17 protein-coding genes are annotated in these 19,938 nt (G+C 34.6%); 10 read left to right on the plus strand and 7 right to left on the minus strand.

Annotation, left to right across the window (positions count from 1 at the left end):
* Positions 1 to 7: 7 nt before the first annotated feature.
* Positions 8 to 2,338 (minus strand): DUF6351 family protein, encoded by a 2,331-nt coding sequence (locus AC1M9I_RS11770; RefSeq protein WP_481611071.1) that lies wholly within the window; start codon positions 2,336 to 2,338, stop codon positions 8 to 10.
* A 434-nt stretch (positions 2,339 to 2,772) separates the two neighbouring features.
* Positions 2,773 to 3,618: a carboxylating nicotinate-nucleotide diphosphorylase gene (nadC, locus tag AC1M9I_RS11775; protein ID WP_481592142.1), complete on the minus strand. Its 846-nt coding sequence runs from the start codon at positions 3,616 to 3,618 to the stop codon at positions 2,773 to 2,775.
* A gap of 145 nt (positions 3,619 to 3,763) precedes the next feature.
* Between nadC and ampD the strand changes: the two genes are divergently transcribed.
* A complete protein-coding gene (gene ampD, locus AC1M9I_RS11780) occupies positions 3,764 to 4,333 on the plus strand; it encodes a 1,6-anhydro-N-acetylmuramyl-L-alanine amidase AmpD (RefSeq protein ID WP_481611072.1) in 570 nt (189 codons plus the stop codon).
* Between the two features lie 68 nt (positions 4,334 to 4,401).
* A complete protein-coding gene (gene murJ / locus AC1M9I_RS11785; protein WP_481611101.1) occupies positions 4,402 to 5,955 on the plus strand; it encodes a murein biosynthesis integral membrane protein MurJ in 1,554 nt (517 codons plus the stop codon).
* A gap of 75 nt (positions 5,956 to 6,030) precedes the next feature.
* Here the strand turns inward: murJ and bamJ (AC1M9I_RS11790) are convergent, their stop codons facing one another.
* The 5 genes from bamJ (AC1M9I_RS11790) to AC1M9I_RS11810 all read right to left on the minus strand — a co-directional run bounded on the left by bamJ (AC1M9I_RS11790) (position 6,031) and on the right by AC1M9I_RS11810 (position 11,392).
* Positions 6,031 to 6,720, minus strand: a complete 690-nt coding sequence (bamJ, locus tag AC1M9I_RS11790) for a BamJ family beta-barrel-assembly machinery protein (protein WP_035267761.1) — start codon at positions 6,718 to 6,720, stop codon at positions 6,031 to 6,033.
* Positions 6,721 to 6,767: 47 nt separating this feature from the next.
* A complete protein-coding gene (gene bamJ, locus AC1M9I_RS11795; protein ID WP_035267750.1) occupies positions 6,768 to 7,475 on the minus strand; it encodes a BamJ family beta-barrel-assembly machinery protein in 708 nt (235 codons plus the stop codon).
* A 181-nt stretch (positions 7,476 to 7,656) separates the two neighbouring features.
* Positions 7,657 to 9,843 carry a polysaccharide biosynthesis tyrosine autokinase gene (locus AC1M9I_RS11800; protein WP_481611073.1) on the minus strand — a complete coding sequence of 729 codons (2,187 nt, stop codon included), beginning with the start codon at positions 9,841 to 9,843 and terminating at the stop codon, positions 7,657 to 7,659.
* 17 nt (positions 9,844 to 9,860) lie between these two features.
* Positions 9,861 to 10,289, minus strand: coding sequence for a low molecular weight protein-tyrosine-phosphatase (locus AC1M9I_RS11805; RefSeq protein ID WP_481611074.1), 429 nt, complete (start codon positions 10,287 to 10,289; stop codon positions 9,861 to 9,863).
* Positions 10,289 to 11,392, minus strand: coding sequence for a polysaccharide biosynthesis/export family protein (locus AC1M9I_RS11810; RefSeq protein WP_481611075.1), 1,104 nt, complete (start codon positions 11,390 to 11,392; stop codon positions 10,289 to 10,291). The genes AC1M9I_RS11805 and AC1M9I_RS11810 overlap by 1 nt, the downstream gene beginning before the upstream one ends.
* A 265-nt stretch (positions 11,393 to 11,657) precedes the next feature.
* On the opposite strand from AC1M9I_RS11810, the gene AC1M9I_RS11815 reads away from it, so the two are divergent.
* Genes AC1M9I_RS11815 through AC1M9I_RS11850 form a run of 8 tightly spaced genes read left to right on the plus strand, consistent with a single transcriptional unit; the run spans position 11,658 to position 19,933 of the window.
* On the plus strand, positions 11,658 to 12,410 hold the full coding sequence (locus AC1M9I_RS11815; RefSeq protein ID WP_481611076.1) for a nucleotide sugar dehydrogenase: 753 nt from the start codon (positions 11,658 to 11,660) through the stop codon (positions 12,408 to 12,410).
* A 12-nt stretch (positions 12,411 to 12,422) separates the two neighbouring features.
* Positions 12,423 to 13,940, plus strand: a complete 1,518-nt coding sequence (locus tag AC1M9I_RS11820; RefSeq protein ID WP_481611077.1) for an MATE family efflux transporter — start codon at positions 12,423 to 12,425, stop codon at positions 13,938 to 13,940.
* Positions 13,941 to 13,970: 30 nt separating this feature from the next.
* On the plus strand, positions 13,971 to 15,050 hold the full coding sequence (locus AC1M9I_RS11825; RefSeq protein ID WP_481611078.1) for a polysaccharide pyruvyl transferase family protein: 1,080 nt from the start codon (positions 13,971 to 13,973) through the stop codon (positions 15,048 to 15,050).
* 3 nt (positions 15,051 to 15,053) lie between these two features.
* Positions 15,054 to 15,932, plus strand: coding sequence for a glycosyltransferase family 2 protein (locus AC1M9I_RS11830; protein ID WP_481611079.1), 879 nt, complete (start codon positions 15,054 to 15,056; stop codon positions 15,930 to 15,932).
* Between the two features lie 17 nt (positions 15,933 to 15,949).
* Positions 15,950 to 16,954 carry an EpsG family protein gene (locus AC1M9I_RS11835; protein ID WP_481611080.1) on the plus strand — a complete coding sequence of 335 codons (1,005 nt, stop codon included), beginning with the start codon at positions 15,950 to 15,952 and terminating at the stop codon, positions 16,952 to 16,954.
* The gene (locus AC1M9I_RS11840) at positions 16,954 to 18,084 is read left to right on the plus strand and encodes a glycosyltransferase family 4 protein (RefSeq protein WP_481611081.1); all 1,131 of its coding nucleotides are present in this window, start codon (positions 16,954 to 16,956) and stop codon (positions 18,082 to 18,084) included. The genes AC1M9I_RS11835 and AC1M9I_RS11840 overlap by 1 nt, the downstream gene beginning before the upstream one ends.
* A gap of 50 nt (positions 18,085 to 18,134) precedes the next feature.
* Positions 18,135 to 18,737, plus strand: coding sequence for a sugar transferase (locus tag AC1M9I_RS11845; RefSeq protein ID WP_481611082.1), 603 nt, complete (start codon positions 18,135 to 18,137; stop codon positions 18,735 to 18,737).
* A 2-nt stretch (positions 18,738 to 18,739) separates the two neighbouring features.
* Positions 18,740 to 19,933, plus strand: coding sequence for a type III PLP-dependent enzyme domain-containing protein (locus tag AC1M9I_RS11850; protein WP_481611083.1), 1,194 nt, complete (start codon positions 18,740 to 18,742; stop codon positions 19,931 to 19,933).
* The last annotated feature ends 5 nt before the right edge of the window (positions 19,934 to 19,938 follow it).

Here is a 19,938-nt window from a genome sequence, read left to right on the forward strand (position 1 = left end):
TCAGGTATTAAGACAGTTGAAATGAATTAGAGATCCAACCCTTCGGAAGTTGAGGCATTATAAGCTCCTCAGGGCGATTTGGATCTTCATCCAGTTGCTTACCACCATAAATGACATCATTGTTCTGTCCATTTTGATTTTGATACGTTAACCACGGATAGGTTTTACCAAACCCAACAGGATCTTGGGTGTAATCACAAACACCATCTGGAAAAACTTTTTGTAATCGAGTCCATTGCTCATCTGTAAAGTTAATATTGGGGTAAAGACGACGTGTGAGTGGTTGTAGTTTACATTTATTGGCGTAGGTACTAATTTGATCACCTGCTACCATTCGCGGTGTTTTATAGACCGGTACACGAAGGTTATTGCAGAACCCAGATCTTCGAATCGTTCCTAATGTGATACATGAGTCGTTAAGATTTACTTTATTGCGTGTGAGTTTCTGTGGCAGAGGTAAATTGCTTGTATCATTTTTTACGCGATCCAACCATTGGTTCATATCATTGAAACTGATTTCTAAACATTTAAGATCGCCAATCATAATGGTATCACCTCCATACAGAAGCTGATTGTGATGATGTCCGTGTGCTTTGTCTAAACGTGCTCTAATCGCGAATGCTCGGTAAGCATCATGGAAGATCGCTGGATCTGGACCACGACAATCAATAATCGCCACTTGATCTAAATTATTGGCAACATTGATTAAACCAGTTCGATAAGCATTTTTTAAACCTTGCTCCGTGGCATATAACCGTTCGGGAATTGGATTAATATCAATATCAACTCCACCGAGGCGTTCATTTAATAAAACAAATTTTTCAGCATTGATCACACCATCAAATAAGGTTTGAAGCCCGTATTGCACACCGACATTATCAATTGGTAGGTTAGCAAACCCAATATTTCGCTGGTTTTCGACAGGACTCCAAATTTGTCTAAGCTGTTGTGTATTTGGATCAACTTCAGTTGGATTTCTGAGACCCAACAAATTTACAGCAGCCTCTTGAATTGAACAGCGTGTCCCATTCGGATTTGAGGTGGCATTGTACAGTTGTGTTTCTGATATTCCGCTACAAATTGTATTTGGTCGAGCAACATCGAATTGCGCAAGTTCACTGACATAACCATTAATCTCAGAAATATGACCTTGAATATGGTTAATTTGATGAGGGAGGAAAGAGCGACCTTCTGCTGTTTTAAAATAATTGATCATAATATGATAATCAGCAAACTGAGACGCTGTACTCCATGCATCAGGGAAGGAGCACGTTACTAACAAACCTTGGTATACACCTGGATAAGCGTTAGCTACCCATTGAGATGCGAGCGCGCCACCTGAACAGCCTTGTCCAATCGTGTAGTCTAAAGTGCCGTATTGTTCGATAAAACGTTCTTTGGCCATAATGATTGATTCAGCTTGAACCGCCAAATTACAGTTATGTCCACTGTTGGATAGCGCCGTAGACATGACGCCATAACCTTTGCCCAAAGCCTTGATGGTAATATCTGGCAAAATAGAAGTCGATGTTGCAACCACGGTAGGCGCGGTTGCAGACTGATAATCATTACCGCAACTTTGCCCATGGGTTACTAACAGCTTATTATTAAATTGGGGTTGTGGATTGAGCGCAGTCCAAGGCTGATTAGGATTAAACAATACAGCAAACCGATATTCATCACGATTTTGATAGCCGACCTCCTCTCGAATGATAAATGGCACTTCTACGCCTGTATCGGTCTTAATTTTGGAAATCAGGCCCGCCGAAGGTGGTTTCTCAGGATTATAGGTTTGTAAAGTTCCGACTAAATTACGATAGTAGTAATTATATTGAACAGGTTTACGACAAAATAAATCAGTCGAGCCGTTGGTACAGGTCCATGGATTAATTTGAGGTCCAGATAAAAGAGGGCCTGTGGTACTGAAATTTTTTAAATATAAATTTTGAATTTCATTTGGTGTTTCAATTTTAAGTAGATTTTCCCCTAACTGTAATCCATCTAATAGCACTCTATTCTGAGCATTAGAAAAGCGAGATTTGATGTCCTGTCCATTTAAATGAATGCTTATATTTGCGTCATTAAAATTAATCGATGGGTCTAATTCGATCAATACATCATTATCTGTCACAAGATCGGGGCGAGTTGATAAAATAGTCACGAATTCTTTTTCAAGTTTATTCGTTGGATTGTCAGGATCAGTTGGATTGGTCGGAGTTGGCTGTGATCCGTTACCACCACCTGAATTCCCCCCAGATTCGTTGGAGCTTTTACAACCGACGAGTAAGCTGCTACTAATCGCGACGCTTAAAAGCGTATAGATCATTTGCGTTTTCATGTGATTTCCCTAATGTACACCATGGTGGATGCAATCGATCCGATGACTGCATTTCTTTTTATTTATTCACTGACATTCAGCATGGTCTATGCGTTGACACCCTCCTATTATTTAGACAATGCGAACTCATGGGTTTAATTGTATTTATTGGCTTCACTATGAATGAAAATCGAGCAGCATTCCATGACAGAAAATTGAATAATTGTAAAATTACGGCAAATAAATAATTGAAATTTAATGATTTACTTTGCATTCTATAGGTTTAGTATGATTTTGATTAAAAAATAATTTTAAAGCGTGGAAGGTATCAACAAGGATTATATAAATTCAAAATTTTTTGTATTCTTGCGATAAAGTTAATGTAGCATCACAGTTTTAAGCAAATAAAAAAAGGAGCAAAGCCCCTTTTTTATTGAGAGATAGGATTGAATCAATTAAGCGTTAAAGCGCATAGATAAATCGATGGCTTTGACATCTTTAGTCAGTACACCCATGGAAATAAAGTCGACGCCTGAAGTAGCAACTTCACGTAAGTTCTCGATGGTAATATTACCTGAAGCTTCTAATTTACAACGACCAGCCACATGCTTGACTGCATCAATCATTTGTTGTTGGCTGAAATTATCTAACATAACGATATCGGCACCAGCATCTAAAGCTTGGTTTAACTCATCCCAAGTTTCAACTTCGACTTCCACAGGTTTACCTGGTGCAATGGCATGCGCTTTTTCGATTGCTTGCTGAATACCACCTGCAGCCATAATATGGTTTTCTTTAATTAAAAAAGCATCGAATAAACCTAAACGATGGTTTTGACCACCACCTACGCCCACCGCATATTTTTGCGCAATACGTAAGCCAGGTAATGTTTTACGTGTATCCAGTAGTTTGGTATTTAAACCTTCTAAATGTTTCACATATTCAGCCGTTTTTGTAGCAACAGCAGAAAGGGTTTGTACAAAATTAAGTGCTGGGCGTTCAACGGTTAACAGACTGCGTGCTGAGCCGGCAAGTTTTAAAAATGCCTCATTGGCTTGAACTTGATCGCCATCTTGCTTTAACCAAATCACATCAACGCTTGGATCATAGGCTTTAATTAGAGCATTGACCCACGGTTGCCCTGCAAGAATCATCGTTTCGCGACTGATAATGGTTGCTGTTGCTTGTTCATCTTCAGGTGTCAGCAATGCGGTGATATCACGCTCACCAATATCTTCTTGCAATGCTTGTTGGATATTGATTTGAATTGATTGTTCAAGCAAAGATTGCGGTATGCTCATAAAATCCCTATTGTAGGCACCAGAAAAATGAGCAATATATTACCATTGCACCTCAAGTAATGGTGCTGTTTTTTTCGTCCAAGTCTTTTCCAAAGATGAGCGTGGATGAATTGTCATAAGTTGCAAACACGGATTGAGATCACACATGTCGAATGTACCCAAGCTTCAAGTGGTAGATGGTGTATTACAAGGTGCAAGATTTATTGCTTCACCAAATTTTAATCAAAGACCAGACCATACTGACATTCAACTGGTGGTCATCCATAATATTAGCTTACCGCCCTCACAGTTTGGAGGAGGCTATATTGAGCAGTTTTTCCAAAATAAATTAGATTGGAATGCACATCCTTATTTTAAAACCATTGAAGGGATGCAGGTCTCAGCACACTTATTGATTTTAAGGTCAGGCGAAATTTTACAGTTTGTTAATTTTAAAGACCGTGCTTGGCATGCAGGACGCTCTACGTACATGGCAAATCCAGAATGCAATGATTATTCGATTGGCATTGAACTCGAGGGTAGTGATGATCAAGATTTTACGGAACAACAATATCAAGCTTTAGTTGAGGTCGTGGCAACACTTCAACATGCTTATCCTAAAATTAAAAGTCATATCGCAGGGCATTCAGATATTGCACCTGGACGAAAGACCGATCCAGGACCGCATTTTCAATGGTGTTATTTTAGAGATCAATTAAAACAACGAAAAATATGATGCATTGTCGAATGAAATAACAATTTAAAAGCGAAGTTTTATTACAATATCGTCAATCTTTTTAAGTGGTGAATATGATGGCGCTTTGGCGATCCACCTTTATTGTGAGTGCAATGACCATGTTGTCTCGTGTCATGGGGCTTATTCGAGACATGGTGCTGTTAAATGTGTTCGGGGCAGGTAAAGACTTCGATACTTTTGTCGTAGCGTTTCGTATTCCCAACTTTTTTAGGCGTCTTTTTGCCGAAGGTGCATTTTCCCAAGCATTTATTCCTGTTCTCACAGAATATAAAACCACCAAACTCCATGCTGAAGTTCAGATCCTAATTAGTCGGGTATTTGGATGTTTGCTTACCGTGATGACTGTATTAACTTTGCTGTGTATGATTGTTGCACCTGCGATATTGTATGTTTATGCGCCAGGATTTCATGCCGATGCAGCCAAATTTGATTTATCAGTCGACTTATTCCGTCTCACCATTCCCTACCTGATGTTTATGTCGCTGACGGCATTTGCCAGCAGTATCTTAAACAGCTATGGCTCATTTACCACACCCGCATTTGCGCCAGTGTTGTTGAATATTGCTATGATTGCAGGGGCTTTGTGGCTGTCTCCATATATGGAAACACCCATTATGGCATTAGGTTGGGCAGTGGTGTTTGCTGGTATTTTGCAATTAGCCCTACAAATTCCGGAACTGTGGCGCAAAAAACTCCTGATCCCACCTAAAGTTGATTTTAAGCACGAAGGTGTCGAGCGTATTTTAAAATTAATGTTGCCTGCACTGTTTGGGGTTTCAGTCACACAAATTAATTTGCTGCTCAATACCATTTGGGCGTCTTTTATGCAAAATGGTTCTGTGTCATGGCTTTATACAGCAGAACGGATGACCGAATTGCCTTTGGGCTTAATTGGTGTAGCCATCGGAACGGTGATTCTACCTGCACTCTCTGCGCGTAAAGCGGAACAGGATCAAAATAAATTTAAGGCCATGTTAGATTGGGCTGCACGTGTCATCGTATTTGCAGGTATCCCAGCCAGTATCGCTTTATTTATGTTGTCTACACCGATTATTCAAGCGCTGTTCCAACACGGTGCTTTTGATGCACGAGCGACAGAAATGACCGCTTTGGCATTACAATGTATGAGTGGTGGTGTCTTGGCATTTATGTTGATTAAAGTCTTTGCTCCTGGATTTTATGCGATTCAAGATACCAAAACCCCAGTACGTGTTGGCCTAATGGCAGTTGCAGCCAATGCCATTCTCAATGTGGTTTTTATTGGTATCTTCAAATGGATGGGCTGGGAAGAACTCCATATGGCATTGGCGTTGTCATCTACAGGTTCTGCTTTAGTCAATGCAGGGATGCTATATTTCTATTTACACAAGCGTGAAATATTCCGATTTGGTCCGCATTGGAAAAAGTTATTTTTCCAATTTATGGTCGGTAACGCCGTGATGATCGCAGCTTTATGGTATGGTCTAAGCTGGTATAACCCAGATGTAGCACCGTGGATGCGTGTATTTGAAGTGCTTGGTCTCTGTGTATTGGGTGTGGTTGCTTATGTATTGGGTTTATTTACGACTGGCTTTAGACCAAGACAGTTAAAACACGGCTAATGCTTCAAACAGACTCTCAATAAAAACATAAAAAAACATCGCGGAAGCGATGTTTTTTTATAAGTCATGTGAACATTAAGGCAAAACTTTTAAAAGTTCGACATCAAAGATTAAGGTGCTGTTCGGCTCAATCGCATCGCCCGAACCGATCTCACCATAGGCCAAATCAGCAGGAATAAAGAAGCGGTATTTAGCACCTTCCTTCATGAGTTGTAAGCCTTCAGTCCAACCCGGAATGACTTGACTCACTTGGAATTCAACCGCTTGATTACGCGCGATTGAACTATCGAATACTGTGCCATCGATCAAACGCCCTTCATAATGAACTTTCACTTTTGACGTCGCTTTAGGTGTTTTGCCTTGACCTTGCTGAATCACTTGATATTGCAGCCCTGTTGGTCGTGTGACGATACCTGCTTTCTTGGCATTCTCTTGTAAAAATTGCTGCCCAGATTTTAAATTTTCTGCAGCCAATTTTTGAAATTCGATCAGCTGTTTGGATTCACTCTGCTTTTTGTATTTGGTTAAAGCCTGCGCCATTTCTTGATCGGTTAAACTCGATTTTTGACCTGTTGAGCCTTGTTTCAATCCTTCAATAAAGGCATCCAAGTTAATATCTTTCAATGTATCCGCATTAGTGCGTCCCATCACATAGCCATAGCTATATCCGAGCTGATCTTTCTCAGTACTTTTATTGCTTATGTTTGCCGCAAATGAGGCAGAGCTGAGGATCAGCAGACTGCTTAATATAGAGATTTTTTTCATCATTCAAATCCAAAAAAGGAGAGCTGAGGGCTCTCCTTTTGATTAACTTATTTGACTTCGATTAATTCAACATCAAAAATGAGCGTGCTGTTTGGTGGAATCGTACCAGGAACACCCTGTTCACCATAAGCCAGATTTGATGGAATATATAAGGTTGCTTTACCGCCTTCCTTCATCAATTGTAGGCCTTCGGTCCAACCAGGGATGACCTGATTCAACGGAAATTCAATCGGTTCACCACGTTCAACCGAGCTATCAAAGACTTTGCCATCAAGTAATTTACCGGTGTAATGCACTTTAACCACGGAGTTTGCAGCAGGTTGTTTGCCTGTACCTTCTTTGCTGACGAGATACTGCAAACCAGAAGCAGTTGTTTTAACATTCGGTTTTTTTGCATTTTCAGCAAGGAAGCTATTGCTTTGTGCATTGGCAGCTTTAGAGTCCTCGACTTTCTTTTCTTCTAATTCTTTTTGTAAAGCCACATAGGCAGTTTGCAGTTCTTCATCGGTATAGGCACGTTCTTTTTTAGCATGCGCTTCACGGACACCGACAATAAACGGATCAATGGCAACTTCAGGAGGAGTTTGGCTGGCAACTTCATAACCCAGTGCATAACTGATTTTATCAATCGGTTTTGCATCAGCAGTCATGCTAGAAACTGTCGCAGATGTTGGATGTTGACTTGCATAATAAACAGGGACGAGCGCAGCACCGCCTAAAACGACAGCAACAGCGATGGGTAAAGCTTTACTCATGAGATTTCCAATTTTTTTCAATTCTATGTGCGACATTCTAAAATCGCGGAACCAAAACAGCATAGCGTCAATTCACTTTCAGCGATATAGAATTTCAATGAAATCAACAAAATTTCACAAATATACAGTGTTTGATCGGCATAAAAAAGCCTGAATAGATCAGGCTTTTATTCAACAATAATTAATCATTGTCTTTTGATGCTTTATACGCATACGCATAGTTATAACCATAGCCATAACCTGCCGCATTACGTTGAATGTCATTTAGAATAAAGCCATTCACTTTCACACCGGCTTGTTCGAAACGATTGACTGTGATTTCGAGTTCTTTCATTTGTGTCTTCGCATAGCGAGCAATGACCAAATTCACACCTGCATATTGCGAAATGATAATACCGTCAGTCACCGCAAGTACAGGTGGCGTGTCAATGATCACATGATCAAACTGTGTTGAAAGCTGTTCAAGCAACTGTTTGAACTTTTCAGAACTCAACATCTCAGATGGATTGCTCGGACTCTTACCACGAGTGATCACACTTAAACCAGCGACTTCAGTGTCTCGAATAATATTTTGTAGAGAGTGCTGATCAGTCATGTAATCAGTCAAACCTGGCTGTGTTTCAATATTGAAATATTTGTGTAGATAACCACGACGTAAGTCAGCATCAATAATCAAAACACGTTTGTCGGCTTGCGCTAATATCGTGGCTAAATTGGTTGAAATAAAGGATTTACCCACTTCAGGTGCAGGACCAGAAATCATAATCACATTATTTCGAGCTGAACTCAGCGCAAAATGAATCGCCGTGCGCATACTGCGTAAACTTTCAATCGCAATATCATCGCTATTCTTAATCGCCAGAATTGGGATTTTTTTATGTTTTTTCAGCATCTTAATGCGGCTTTCTTGTACTGGAGAACGCGGTACCGTTGCATAAACCGGCAGATCTAATTCATTTTCAATTTGACTAGAATCTTTGATGCCTGAACGCATCATATTACGTAACAGCGCCAGAAGTGTCCCGAGGAAACCACCAAGGAAAATGGACAAAATTAAAATCTGTAATTTTTTAGGTTTAATCGGTTCAATCGGCTCTACAGCAGTATCAACAATACGAACATTGCCAATTTCCCCCGCTTTCGCAATGCGAAGTTGTTGGTACGAATTCAGCAATGCTGTATATAACTGTTGTTTGACTTCAACTTCACGGAATAATTGGAGATAGCGACGTTGCAAGTCAGGGAGTTGTTTTAATGTGCCATCCAATTCATTGATTTTTTTGTTGATCGCGCCAAGTTGAGCGTTCATTTGTTGCATGATTGGATGTTCATTGGTGTATTTCGCACCCGCTTCAGCCACTTTTTGCTCAAGTTCAGCTTTTTGTGTTTCTAAGGCAACACTTTGCGTTAAATACAATTCAGATTCTTTGGTGACATCAACCGTATTAAAGCCTTGACGGAATTTGTTAAATTCACGTTCGGCGACATCCAGTTGTTGTTTGAGTTCTGGGAGTTGTTCATCCAAGAATTTGAGCGTTTGCGCAGTTTCGGCAGAACGACGTTCTACATTTTGCTGACTATACGCATTTAAAATCGTATTCAGGACTTTTGTAATATGCTCTTTATCTTGACCTTGATAGTTTAATCCTAAAACACCAGTCATTTTCCCTTTTTCAGCCACAGAATAGTTGGCCAAAAGTGATTTCATTGCAGCAGGCAAAGACTGTTTAGTGATGATATAGCGGTCATTCAATTGGTCTTGTGTACGAATCTCAACTTTCCATACGCCATCACGCGTAGAGCTTTGATTGAGTTGGTTCAGTGAACCTTTCAGGACCACTTCTTCAGTTCTTAAATCCGTCAGCGTAAATTGTTTCTCAGTAAAATTAAGTTCTAATGCACGGTCACGAAATTTCTGAGGAACATGGAAATGGGGAATCGCAAAAGATTGTTCGTCATCGTTAAAAATTACGGATTGACGTGAATAACTGGTTGAATAGTCATGTGGCGAAAATAAACGATCAAAGAAAGAGTTTTGCGTACCAGATACTCTAAGATCTAAATTTAAATTCTCAATCACTGAACCGAGGACTAATCGAGATTTCAAGATTTCAATTTCTGCTTGAGCGGGTTGTTTCTGCTCAATCATACTTGAGAGATCACCCAAAAGTGCAGCTGAAGTCCCTTTGCTTTCCTCAACTTGAACCAAAGCATCAACAGCGTAGGTATCTGGTGTTGTACGTAAGTAGAGTAGGGCACAGACCAGACTCAAAATCACACACAAGGCAATCAGTTTCCATTGTGCGATTAATGAAAAAAATAATTCTTTTAAATCAATTGTATCTTCGGTATTCGCGGTTTGACTCATAATCTTTATTCAAAATATTAAAGGTGTTTTTTCCAATCAGCGATACAATCCTGAATCAACTGACAGGTGTCATTAAAGAATGCTTGATCGTGTTGGTAAGGATCCGCAATATTTTTTTCACGCCAGTGCCCCAAGCGAAAGGTTTTTCCTTTTGCGTATGGCCATGTTTGTTCGATATGCTTCTGTTGGTTATGGCTCATGACAAGAATCAAATCCGCATTTTTGACCAATTCAGCATTCAGTTTGCGCGCCACATGATCTTGCATATTTATACCGAAATTTTGCATACATTGTAATGCTTTATCATCTGCAGGATGGCCAACTAAGCCAGAAATCCCAGCAGAGTGAATTTTTCGATTTGGGTATGCATCTTTTAGGAAATATTCTGCCATGGGGCTTCGACAGATATTTCCAATACAGACCACTAAAATATTTTGAAAATTCATCAATTCCCCAAACGATCTAAATTATATAAAGCATTGGAGAAAGGAATAACCTGGTTGACCACACGTTGCCAGCGCGTTAGACCCGTTGCATCGACATAAACAATATCATTACTTTGCATTTTAAACTGATTAGCGAGACCAAAATTAGCAATGCTAGACAGATCCATATGGAAGATTTCAGTCATAGGTGAGTCACTTTGACTTCTAACGACGTAAATTTTACTGCTGCTTGCAGACAATGGATTCAGGCCTAAGCTCTCCCCAATCACATCACTCAAAGTCATGCCTTGATCACGCATCGGCAGGGATTGATTTTTACCTGACTCACCCATGACATAGATTTTTTGATTTTCGCGCGAGTTCACGTAAATCGTATCGTTGGCTTGAACCAAAAGATTGTGTAGCGAAAACCCTGCTTTCTCCAGCTCAATCGAATTTAAATTATAGGTTTGACCATTTCGAACGAGGCTAATCGATGTATTCGCACCAAATTGTGTGTTGACGCCACCAGCTAAACCAAGGGCGGTATAGATACTGGTGGGTTGGTCATTCAGTGTATATTGACCACCTTTCATGACATTGCCTTGTACTGAATAACGTTGACCTTGGTAAGACAAAACTCGCGCGATGACATCGGGGGTCTTTAAATAACGGGCAAGTAATTGACGAAGTTCTTGATTCACTTGATCTAAACTTTTGCCAGCCGCTTTATACCGACCAATAATTGGAAATTGAATATAGCCACGAGAGTCGATTTGATAGCCATTGGATTTAATGGCTTCTTCGTTGCTAATAGTATTGGTGGGGGGGGTAATTTCTGGATATGCCCATAGATAAATGGATAAAACATCACCAGGACTAAGTAGATATTGTTTTTGATTTTGTAAAAACAAATGTCCTAAATCTTGGTGGACATTGACTTGAGCTGGTTGAACAGCAAAAAGGGACTCTTGAGTGAGTTTAATGACATTGACTTGAGTCCCCAAATCTGTCTGAAAAACACCTTCTTCAGGCAAATCATAAGTTTGCAGACCTGAAGTTACAGCGCAACCTGTAAAACTTAAGCTGAGTGCTAATAATAAACTATAGCGGTAGTAACTCACTCGAATTCCTATCATTTTTAATTAGTAGAATATTTAAAATAGATTCAAAAATCTAAACTGATATTTGTTGGGCTATATTATAGGATTTAGTGTGTAAAGCCTAGTATAATTGTAATTATATAATTCTTTTTTGTAAAACAATTGTGATAAAGATCATGTGTTTAAGAAGTTTTTTCAAAAACAGAGTGTTTTAAATAAATTTTCATTTATATATCTGATATATTAGCGCCAAATATTTGATATCGAATACTATAAGGTATAGTTAATGCTGAGTGTATCGAATTTAAAAGTTATCCTTAACGATCTGGGATGTCTTAGATATCCTTTAAAATTTGATTCGATTAAAAAAAAACCAGTTAGCGTTTTCGATATTTATCTAATAAATATTGATGAACTAAATGATGGTAAAGTTCGTACATATGAAGTATCAAAAGAAGAGTTGGCTAAGGTAATTGGTTCTAGTCTTAGTGCTAGCCTTAAAAGTTTAAAAAAACTAAATTTATATATTATAAAAGGTTCAACAATTTTCCAGCATCTTAAATGCAAAAGTTTAACCTCATTACGAAAAACGAATTTACAGCAAAGTAAGATGTTCAAAGAAGACGAAGTTATGATTTACGAATATTTCGGTTGCATAGATGTAACTCAAGAAACTTACACTTCTGTATTAAACAAAGTTTCGAATTTAAAATTAGAAAAAAATCTATATGCATGTAATAGCACAGAACGTATTAATTTAGTTAGTAAATTTAATTCTATCATTAATATGCTAAAAATTACCACTAACACAAGTGCGGTGATCAAATTTAATGATAAATTGTATGGCTTAGTATTTAAAGAAAATATATCTGATTTTATTTTTGTCAAAATTTATAAAGCAATTAAAAGTGAGAGAATTTATGAAAATTTTATATTGAAAACTCCATTTGGAGTAGGTGGAAATATTATATCTTGTTTTGAGTTTAGCATAATAAAAAAAGTACATTTTATCTCTAAAAATAATCACTTACTTTTTTAACGAGTATTGGTAATGAAGAGTGATAGTAAGTTTATAAAAAATTCATTATTTTTAGCTTTTCGTACTATTATAATTACCATTGTTGGTCTTTATTCAGTTCGTGAACTATTAAATTTATTGGGTTTAGATGGTTTTGGTGTATTTAATTTAATATTTGGAATATCGATATTATTTTCATTTCTAAATGGAGCTTTAATTTCATCTTCACAAAGATATTTATCTTCTTATGTTGGAGATAAAGGCGAAATAACGCTAAACCAGGTTTGGAATAATAGTGTTTTTTTGCATTTTTTAATTGCGATTATTATATGCTTTGTGCTGATTTTACTTAAAGATGTTTTTTTGCTGGGTCTTCTTAATATTCCTGAAAAATATTTAGATATTTCAAGTATAATATATTATTCATCAATATTCTCAATATTTATTTCTGTTTTGCAATCACCTTTAGGTGCTTTAGTTTTAGCATATGAAAAAATGTCTTTTTTTGCAATTGTTTCTTTAGTTGATGCTGCATTAAAACTAATAATTATCTATATTTTATATTTCTTTGATGGTGATAGTTTATACGGTTATTCTTTGTTGTATTGTTGTTCCGTGCTAATTGTTTTTGTGTTGTATAATATTTATGTGTTTGTGAATTTTAAAAAAAAATTAATGTTTAAAGTTGAAAATTTTACTTTACTAAAGGAAATGTTTAACTTTTCGCTTTGGAGTATTTTTGGTAATTTAGCTTTCGTGACTAAAACACAAGGGGTAAACATTTTGTTGAACATGTTTGTGGGTGTTATTGCTAATTCTTCTTATACATTAACAGCTAATATTACGTCTGCTGTTAATAATCTTATTAATTCAGTTGTTACTGCAATAAATCCACAAATATATAGAACTTACGCAGAAGAAAATTATCAGAAAAATATTATTTTAATACAAAAATCATCGAAATTTTCCTTTTTTTTAGGCATATTAGTTGTATTGCCAATTTTATTTAATACAAACTATATCTTAGATATTGTTTTTGATCAAAATCCAAAATATTTAACTTCTTTTGTAAAGTTAGCACTTGTAATAGTACTTATTGATTGTCTCTCAGGATCAATAATGACGGGTATACAAGCTACTGGTCATATTAAAATTTATCAAATTGGAATCAGTTTTTTGATATTTCTTAACCTTCCTCTTAGTTATTTTGCATTAAAAGAGTTCTCTGATCCTAATTTAGTTTACTGGGTCGGTATATTTATTTCTTTGTTAAGTTTTATTCTTAGACTAGTCTTTTTGAAAAGATTAATATCTTTTAATATTTATGATTATTTTTACAAGGTGGTGATGAAAGTTTTACTTGTGTTGCTTCCACTAGTGGCATCTATATATGCTTTTGATTGGTTAGTTGAATTTAACAATTTACATTTTAATTTTATTGTTAGTTTGATTTTTATATTCACCATGACATTGTTTTATGTTTTTATTTTAGGTTTGGATCAAAATGAAAGAGATTTTATATATTTAAAGATAGGTAAGATGATAAGATAAAACTTTTTATTCATTTTGAGGAGAATGACAGTGGTGAAGAAAATTTGTATTTTAACATTGGGTTTAGGTAGTAATTATGGTGGTATATTACAGGCCACCGCATTATATAATTTTCTAAAAAAAGAAGGTTATGATCCAATATGGTTAAGAAAATATCCAATTCAAAGTGGGTGGAAAAGTATTGTTATTAAAATTTTAGAACGGGTACCTTTTCAAAATATAAAAGGTTTTAGAGCATCCTATATTAAATATAATAACAATATAAATTTTTTTGATTATTACATGTCTAATCAAACTGATGTAATGAACTATAAAACTCAAATAGAGTATTTCTTGAATAATAATAATATTGATGCAATTGTTGTTGGGAGTGATCAGGTTTGGCGATATACTTATATCAATGATACAGAATATGATACTTATTTTTTAAATTTTAAATTAAGCAAACCAATCAAAAAAATTTCATATGCTGCTTCTTTTGGAAAAGATAGTTGGGAGGATCCTAGTAAAAATAATGATATAAAAAAATATCTTTTAGACTTTAAAGCGGTATCAGTGCGGGAATGTAGTGGTCAGAAAATCTGTAAAAAAGACTTTGGTAGAGATGATGCTGAGTTAGTTTTAGATCCAACGTTACTTATAGAGCCTTCATTTTATTTGGATATGATCAAGAGTAATTTGTCAGTAAACTATGATTGTATTACGTATATACTTGATGATAATTCAAAAAAAAATGAGTTGATAAAGAAAATTAACCTCAATTCTCAACATACTAATAATTTTAATCTGTTAGATAAGAGTAATATATTATCTATAGAGGACTGGGTTGCGTCATTTTACGGTACAAATTTTGTAATAACTGATTCATTTCATGGGATGGTTTTTTCAATCATTTTTAATAAACAATTTTTGGTTTTAATAAATAGGGATAGAGGTGCTGATAGATTTTATTCATTATGTAAAATTCTTGGACTAGAGGATAGATTAATTAGTCTTGATTGTGAGGATTTAGGTGATATAGCTACAATAGATTATTCTAGAATTAATAATATTTTAGATCAACTTAGAGTAAAATCTAAAAATTTTTTAATCAATAGTATTTCGGAGTAATAGATGTTTTCAATAGTTATACCTGTATATAACAAAGAGTATAGTATAGATAAAACATTAAGCTCTATTGCCCAACAGAGTTTAAACGAATATGAGATAATTTTAGTAAATGATGGCTCTACTGATGGATCTTTAAGTGAAATTAAAAAATTTCTACAAGAAAACAAACACTTAGATGTAACCTTGATTGATCAATTAAATCAAGGAGTTTCTGTAGCAAGAAATATTGGTATTCAAAAAAGCAAATATGATCTTATTTGCTTTTTAGATGCAGATGATAATTGGGAGCCTAATTATTTAGAATTATATAAGAAATATATATATAAATATCCAAATGCAAGTGCTTGGATATCAAGCTATAAAGTTAATCAACTATATTCTATTGAATACGAAAAAGAAGGATATATAGATAATTTTTTTAAGATATCTTCACGCAAGACTATACTACACACTTCTGCAGTTTGTGTTAAAAAATCCATGTTGATGAATATAGGAGGGTTTCCTGAGGGAAAAAAGGTTGGTGAGGATTTATACGTTTGGGCGAGAATAGCTGAAAATTATAAACTATGTTATATCCCTTATAATTTAGTAAATGTAATTCAGGCTGATGATTTCTCTAGAAGTGGAAGAGATTTAGTTAATCCTTACATTTTAGAGTACTATGTCGTAAACAAACAAAGTTTAAAAAATAAAAATTTGAAGAAATATTTAATGTATATATATTTTGTGCACTTAACTGATGTGATTAATAAAAAAAATTACTCAGCAATTTATGGACGTTGGAGAATCGGCATAAAGTTATTTCCTTTTTTTTCAATTTTAATGATAATTCCTGCTTTTTTTCCTTTTAGTTTGCTAAAGAAGATTAAGAATATCTTGTAGGTATTGGTGGTATTGTTATGAGAGTTTTAAAAAAAGATATATATGTCTTTGTTTTTTTTGTATTGTATTCAGTTTTATTGGCTTTATATTTTGCGAATAGAGACATTTACGCTGTTCAAGACTCGCTTAATTATAAAAATCATTTTGAGAATTTAACAAGTTTTTCTTCTTTTCGTTATGAATATTTTTTTGATTTCTTTACATATTTTATAAGATTATTTACCAATAATTATGTAGTTTATTTTTTTATTTTAAATTTTACTTTGAACTGTTTGATTTATTTATTTTGCTTGAGAGTTTCTAAAGCTGTTGAAGTGAATAAATATAGTTATATTATTCTTGTTTTTTTTGGATTGCTCTTGTCATCTTGGTATGTTTCTTTTTCTGGAAATATTGTTCGACATGGATTGTCAATAATGCTTTTATATTTAAGTATTTATGAAATTTTCTTTAATTATAAAAGGATTGGAGGTTATTTTTACTTGTTGATGGCAATATTTACTCATTACACTGTTTTATTGGTTATTCCATTTTTATTCTTAATTAATTTTAATCTTATTTACTTGATAATATTTGTTTCTTTTGCAATTTTTTTGTATGTCACTGGATATAATGAGTTTTTTTTAAAGTTAATCTCAGAGGTTTCTGGTTTGGGTATTTATGATCAAATAAAATATTATTCTGAATCAGGTGAGTCTTTTTCATATGGGTTTTCATGGGTTTTTTTAATTTATACTTTAGGGTTGAGTCTGTTTTACCTTATTTTTTACAGATTTTTTTTTAAAAATAATAGTTTTTTAGTTTTGATAAAAACTTTTTTTGCTTTATCTTGTGTATTGTATATTATGGGCTTCGCAGGTTACCCTAATCGATATGGAGTTTTTTCTTGGGGGTTAAGTATCTTTATTAATTCTATTATTTTGTTGAGAGTAGTTCAAACAAATCAAAATTTATATTTAATAACTGCCTTGTTATTATTTATAATAAGTTCTTTAAAGTTTTTTATAGGTTCTTATTTGTAATGAAAATTATCATTCTTGGTACTGTTGCCTCAAGCTTATATGGTTTTCGTGCAGATTTAATCCATACACTGTTAAAGCAAGGTCACCAAGTATTTGCTTTTACCTCTGAGTATACAGCGGAAGATCTAAAGAAAATTGAGAAATTGGGCGCTACAGCAGTTACTTATACACTCAATCGTGGTGGCTTAAATCCGCTTGCAGATATAATAGCAACTTATAAACTCTCTAGAAGATTTAAGGCAATTAATCCGGACCTCGTATTTGCTTATTTTTCAAAACCGGTCATTTTTGGTACATTGGCAGCGAAACTAGCCAAAGTTCCGCGTGTTATTGGTATGCTCGAAGGTTTAGGTTATACCTTCACGGAGCAGCCAGAAGGTTTAAGTAGAAAAACACAAATTATAAAAAAAATACAGGTTTTTTTATACAAAATTGCTTTACCACGACTTGATCAGCTTATTTTTTTAAATCCTGATGATCCCAAAGATTTACTTCAAAAACATGAAATAAATGTTAAGAAGGTGGAAATTTTGGGTGGCATTGGCTTAAATTTAGAAGACTATCCATATCAACCATTGAGTAACATTCAGTTACCTCTCAAATTTCTTTTTATTGGTCGGTTATTGAAAGAAAAAGGAATTCATGAATTTGTTCAAGCGGCAAGACTGGTAAAAGCAAAATATCCTGAAACAGTGTTTACAGTGCTTGGTGCCATTGATCATGCAAATTTAGGTGCATTATCTGAATCTGAGCTCAATCAACTCATTCAAACTAATACTATAAACTATCCAGGTCATGTTAGTAACGTGAGTAGTTGGATAGCATCACACGATATTTTTGTTTTACCGTCTTATAGAGAAGGTGTTCCACGTAGTACACAAGAGGCAATGGCTATAGGGCGGGGAATTATCACTACTGATGTTCCTGGCTGCAGAGAAACTGTCGCTGATGGTGTAAATGGTTTTTTAGTACCAAAATGGAATGCTGAAGCTTTAGCACAAAAAATGATTTATTTTATTGAGCATCCTGAGATTGTATCTGTTATGGGTGGTAAGAGCTATAAAATAGCAAAATCCAATTTCGATGCAAATAAAGTTAATGAGAAACTTCTCGGTTTTTTAAACTTATAGTTTTGAAATGGTATTATAGGTTGTACTTTTTGTTTAGATTGAAGGGAAAAATGTATAATTTTTTTTTGAAACGATTTTTCGATTTTTCTATTGCATTACTTGGAATAGTTTTTTTAAGTCCAATTTTTTTAACTTTAACGGCTATTTTAATGTACTTGAATAAAGGTTCTGCTTTCTTTTTACAGCCAAGACCTGGAAAAAATGAAAAAATATTTAAAATAATTAAATTTAAAACTATGAATGATAAAAAAGATGAGAATGGTAATCTGCTACCTATGGGGCAAAGAATTACACCATTTGGCAAATTCTTGAGAAAAACCTCACTTGATGAAATGCCCCAATTGTTAAATATTTTAAAAGGTGACATGTCAATAGTAGGGCCAAGACCTTTACTAGAACAGTATTTACCATTGTATACTGATAGGCAGAGAAGGCGTCACAAAGTAAAGCCTGGCATTACTGGCTGGGCTCAAGTAAGTGGTCGTAATAATGTGACTTGGAAAGAAAAATTCGAATTAGATATTTGGTATGTTGATAATATATCATTTTTTAATGATATAAGGATTATGTTAAAAACGGCAAAAATTGTGTTAATGCGTAAAGATATTGCAGATGTAGAATTGGCTGTAACTCCTGAAGACTTTAAGGATTAAATATGGAAAATTTATTAACACCAGCATATATATTAGACAAAGAGAGTTTAAGAAATAGTATAAAAAAAATAATAGATAGTTTAAATAAAAATTTTAACAAAAACATCTTAAGCTACTCTTTGAAGACGAATTCATTACCATATATTCTCAAAGAAATTAAAGAGGCTGGGGGATATGCTGAAGTTGTTTCAAGTGATGAATATGAGTTAGCCAAACTGGTAGGATTTAAGACAAATAAGATTGTTTACAATGGCCCTTTGAAATGTAAAGATACTTTTTTAGAGGCTTTGATAGGTGGTTCAATTTTAAACATCGAAACTTATCGTGAAATCGAGTGGTTAAAATTATTACCTAAAAATAGGACTTTCAATGTTGGCATTCGTATAAATATAGATTTGAAAGAAATCTCTCCCGAAGATTCTAAAGAAGATGAAGATTATAGTAGATTTGGATTTTCTTATTATACCGGCGAGCTAGAAAAAGCAATAGATGAAATTAGTAAAATAGGTAATATTAAAATTGACGGATTGCATGCTCATCGTACTACATTGACGAGATCTATAAATTGTTATAAAAAAATCTGTGAATTTATAGGGCTAATATCTAATAAATTTGATTTAAACTTGAGTTATATTGATATCGGTGGTGGCTATTATGGAATAATGAATTCCAAACCAACTTTTGATGAGTATTTTAGCGAAATTGCTACTTCTTTAAGTAGGTATTTTGATCTTGATAAGACTGTAATTATTGTAGAGCCTGGGAATGCGATTGTTGCATCTTGTTTCGATTTTATTACTTCAGTGATTGATGTCAAAAAAAATAGAGATTTTTATGTGATAACTACTGATGGGTCACGCAATGATGTAGATCCATTTTTTAAAAAGTCGACATATTTTTACGAGTTGCTTCACGAAACTAAAAAAAAATCTGATGTGGTTAGTTTGCAGAAAATATGTGGATGTACATGTCTAGAGTACGACAAGTTATTCACAATCGAGAATAGTCATTTACTAAGTGTAGGTGATAAAATTGTATTTAAATCTGTAGGAGCTTATACAATGGCCTTATCACCTTTGTTTATTAGATTTTTTCCAAAAATTTATCTTTTAGATGAAAGTCAATATACTTTAATAAGAGATAACTGGTCAGCAAAAGATTTTTATAATATTTACGATACTAAAAGCTCTTTGTAGGAAAT

The organism is Acinetobacter sp. ANC_7553, from assembly GCF_056779895.1.

Excerpts from the sequence above, each read along its gene's own strand:
- bamJ (WP_035267750.1), bottom strand. The coding sequence starts at position 7,475 with ATGAGTAAAGCTTTACCCATCGCTGTTGCTGTCGTTTTAGGCGGTGCT.
- AC1M9I_RS11850 (WP_481611083.1), top strand. The coding sequence starts at position 18,740 with ATGGAAAATTTATTAACACCAGCATATATATTAGACAAAGAGAGTTTA.
- ampD (WP_481611072.1), top strand. The coding sequence starts at position 3,764 with ATGTCGAATGTACCCAAGCTTCAAGTGGTAGATGGTGTATTACAAGGT.
- AC1M9I_RS11805 (WP_481611074.1), bottom strand. The coding sequence starts at position 10,289 with ATGAATTTTCAAAATATTTTAGTGGTCTGTATTGGAAATATCTGTCGA.
- AC1M9I_RS11845 (WP_481611082.1), top strand. The coding sequence starts at position 18,135 with ATGTATAATTTTTTTTTGAAACGATTTTTCGATTTTTCTATTGCATTA.
- bamJ (WP_035267761.1), bottom strand. The coding sequence starts at position 6,720 with ATGAAAAAAATCTCTATATTAAGCAGTCTGCTGATCCTCAGCTCTGCC.
- nadC (WP_481592142.1), bottom strand. The coding sequence starts at position 3,618 with ATGAGCATACCGCAATCTTTGCTTGAACAATCAATTCAAATCAATATC.
- AC1M9I_RS11820 (WP_481611077.1), top strand. The coding sequence starts at position 12,423 with ATGAAGAGTGATAGTAAGTTTATAAAAAATTCATTATTTTTAGCTTTT.
- AC1M9I_RS11800 (WP_481611073.1), bottom strand. The coding sequence starts at position 9,843 with ATGAGTCAAACCGCGAATACCGAAGATACAATTGATTTAAAAGAATTA.
- AC1M9I_RS11835 (WP_481611080.1), top strand. The coding sequence starts at position 15,950 with ATGAGAGTTTTAAAAAAAGATATATATGTCTTTGTTTTTTTTGTATTG.
- AC1M9I_RS11830 (WP_481611079.1), top strand. The coding sequence starts at position 15,054 with ATGTTTTCAATAGTTATACCTGTATATAACAAAGAGTATAGTATAGAT.
- AC1M9I_RS11840 (WP_481611081.1), top strand. The coding sequence starts at position 16,954 with ATGAAAATTATCATTCTTGGTACTGTTGCCTCAAGCTTATATGGTTTT.
- AC1M9I_RS11815 (WP_481611076.1), top strand. The coding sequence starts at position 11,658 with ATGCTGAGTGTATCGAATTTAAAAGTTATCCTTAACGATCTGGGATGT.
- AC1M9I_RS11770 (WP_481611071.1), bottom strand. The coding sequence starts at position 2,338 with ATGAAAACGCAAATGATCTATACGCTTTTAAGCGTCGCGATTAGTAGC.